Annotated in this window: 3 protein-coding genes; all 3 read left to right on the forward strand. The window is 39.5% G+C overall.

Annotation, left to right across the window (positions count from 1 at the left end; all coding sequences use genetic code 11):
• Positions 1–721 precede the first annotated feature (721 nt).
• From tssD to AAFM34_RS20720, 3 genes are read left to right on the forward strand one after another with little or no spacing between them, the layout of a single operon-like run.
• The gene (gene tssD, locus AAFM34_RS20710) at positions 722–1,084 is read left to right on the forward strand and encodes a type VI secretion system tube protein TssD (protein ID WP_341666136.1); all 363 of its coding nucleotides are present in this window, start codon (positions 722–724) and stop codon (positions 1,082–1,084) included.
• Positions 1,081–1,869, forward strand: a complete 789-nt coding sequence (locus AAFM34_RS20715) for a DUF4225 domain-containing protein (RefSeq protein WP_341666138.1) — start codon at positions 1,081–1,083, stop codon at positions 1,867–1,869. The genes tssD and AAFM34_RS20715 overlap by 4 nt, the downstream gene beginning before the upstream one ends.
• On the forward strand, positions 1,869–2,192 hold the full coding sequence (locus AAFM34_RS20720) for a hypothetical protein (protein WP_341666140.1): 324 nt from the start codon (positions 1,869–1,871) through the stop codon (positions 2,190–2,192). The genes AAFM34_RS20715 and AAFM34_RS20720 overlap by 1 nt, the downstream gene beginning before the upstream one ends.
• Positions 2,193–2,787: the final 595 nt, after the last annotated feature.

Here is a 2,787-nt window from a genome sequence, read left to right on the forward strand (position 1 = left end):
TTGATCTTATTCTTCCCGCTAGGCGATTAGAATGCGGGTTTTATGGAGCGCTTACCTTTTAACTGGATTGTGGAAACCGTGAAAGATATTCAGACCCGTGTGGTACCTAACCACTTAACATCGGCAGAAACGGATACAAACAGAGCAATTGTATTTCCTAACAACTAATTGACAAGTCATTTCAAGGAGTTTTGGGGACACACTTCTGAGCATATTATGTGTTATAGGAGTGTGTCCTCATAATCAAAGTTAGCCACTTTCGGAACTGAATAGTAGTGATATCTATAAAAATCTAGTGGCTATTGCAATAATTCTATGGGGGAGCGTTTAGCACTGATGTTAGCTATGAGTGATACTATCGTGGTTTTGGACAAAAGTCATTTAGGATTTCTGGTGACTGCCGGATTTTTGGATAAATTTAGCTAGGGCAAAATGAAAGATCTGATGCCACAATCTTCTATAAGTCGCCCGTTTCTATCAATACCTGCTTTTTGACTAGTAAAACGAACGAAATGAAAGGTGAAACTAGTTGCTCAACACCTTAAAATTCTTGCTTCATTTATCGAGCAGAGAAAAATCCATGAGTGCAACAGCTTATCTATCAATTGAAAGTATATCTAGTGGGTGCTTATCAACGGGGTGTAATACACCCGAATCTATGGGCAACAGCTACCAATTATGGCACAAAGACGAAATCACCGTATTATAATTTTCTCATTCTGTGGCTTACGATAATCGTTCAATCCATAACCCCATTCAAATCGTGAAAAAGGTTGATAAAGCTTCTCCGGTTCTTGCTCAAGCATGTTCAGATGGTGAGGAGCTGAAGTGTCATTTGACTTTTTATCGACCTAATCCAAAAGGGGGTAGTGAGCTTTTCTATGAGATTAATCTTACTGGCGCATTGATTCGTTCGGTATCAACTCACATGCCTCATGTTATTGATTTTAATGAAAATGAAATGACCGAAACGGTTATTATAGCGTATCGTGATATCAACTGGCGCCATGTTGGAGCAAACACAGCCGCTTTTGCTTCTTGGTTACAACCTTTCTCTGAAAAAGCGAAGCAGCCGCAGCAATGAGTAAACTAAAAAACGAGATCGAGGAAGATGATGTCAGACTTGCTGTGCGTGGGCTTCTGCGTCAAGCGAACATGTACAGCATGAGTCACTTAACAAACCCTGCGATTCAACACAATTTTAGAGAGGAATATCGATTTCTCGGTAAATGCCTAGTTAGTGATTATCGCAAAGGGGTTTTAAGCAGAGACAAAGTATTGTCTTACGTCAGGCAAGAGCGGCAGAGTTTAATTGATCAGGCCTTTGAGCTAGGTCAGTATGCTATAGGTTTGGTGGCTGGTATTGGGCAATTGTCGGTGGGTTATGGGGGATGTGTTACCAGCTCTATTTTTTCTATCGCGGGAGCATCTTGGTGTAGTACAGTAGGCGCAACCATGATGGCACACGGTGGTAACAACATATATGAAAACTCATACAATATGACAGGTAATATAGTTCAAAACTGGAAAGGAGAGTACACTGGCAAATATGGAGATAGTAATAGTATGTTACGCAAGCAATATCACAAGGCCGCCTCATTTCTCGGGTTAAATAAACGAGATGGTGACGCAGCTTATGCCGTTGTTGATCTTGCTACAAGCGGGTATGGCCTTATCTCTAAAAAGCGAGTAGCTGAAAAATGGACGAATATGCCAGACTCCGAGCAGCTTATGCTATTTCGATACTTTAAACGAGATTACGCGAAAGGGTGGCGTTCGATGTCAAAAGGAGCTTTGGGCTTTGAATTTTTAGCTAACACGGTAACCGCTGAATCTGCCATTAACCCCTATCTTGAAGGTGACGAATAATGTCCATTTGGCTGTACGTATTTGTGAGTCTACTCGGTGTGATTCTATGTCACTATCTATCTGAACTGTATCTTCGCAAAGATAAAGTCATTGTATTTATTATCTATCTTTTTGTTATGGGTCAATTCGGTAGCCAGCATTATTCTTTAACGTTCGATAAAACCTTTATAAGAAACTGGTTATTCTTATTCGAGACAGACAACTCTGCCTATACGGATTTGTATCGCTATATTGCATTAGCATTGATGATAGTGACGGTTCTTACAATACCACCTTCTAAGCTGACTTTTTTAAGTCGTGTCTTAAAGAAGAAAGAATTATAGTTGTTAGTTAAATCAACCTAATAACTTACGACACGTAACTCAGAAAGTTGCAGCACTGAGGTATCGGTGAACGCTGAATCTGCCATTAACCCCTATCTTGAAGGTGACGAATAATGTCCATTTGGCTGTACGTATTTGTGAGTCTACTCGGTGTGATTCTATGTCACTATCTATCTGAACTGTATCTTCGCAAAGATAAAGTCATTGTATTTATTATCTATTTTCTTGTCTGTGCTCAATTCGGCAGCCAGCACTATAACGTTCTTTTTAATAGCTCTTTTTTTGAAACTTGGTTCTTTATACCTTTTGGGCCGATTGAGGTAGGAGGAGAACTCCAACTCTTTGGTCTGTTAATGCTTGTTTTACTGATGTTGACACTCCCACCATCTAGATTAGGACGTTGGTGCAAAATAGTGTTCTTACTAGTTAAAAGGTAATTGCTTCAATATATTGAGGGCTTAGATATCATTGTAATTCTCTATTTTTTCTTTAGCGCTTTGGGGTTATATCTACTCCATATGGCTTCATCTAAGTACACAGAGCACTGAGGAATCCCCTGATAATTTAGATAAAAATCATCAAGTTAAGGTAGATG

Source organism: Vibrio sp. (assembly GCF_038138445.1).
GTDB lineage: Bacteria > Pseudomonadota > Gammaproteobacteria > Enterobacterales > Vibrionaceae > Vibrio.

Coding starts and splice junctions, on each gene's coding strand:
- AAFM34_RS20715 (WP_341666138.1), top strand. CDS start 1,081: ATGAGTAAACTAAAAAACGAGATCGAGGAAGATGATGTCAGACTTGCT.
- AAFM34_RS20720 (WP_341666140.1), top strand. CDS start 1,869: ATGTCCATTTGGCTGTACGTATTTGTGAGTCTACTCGGTGTGATTCTA.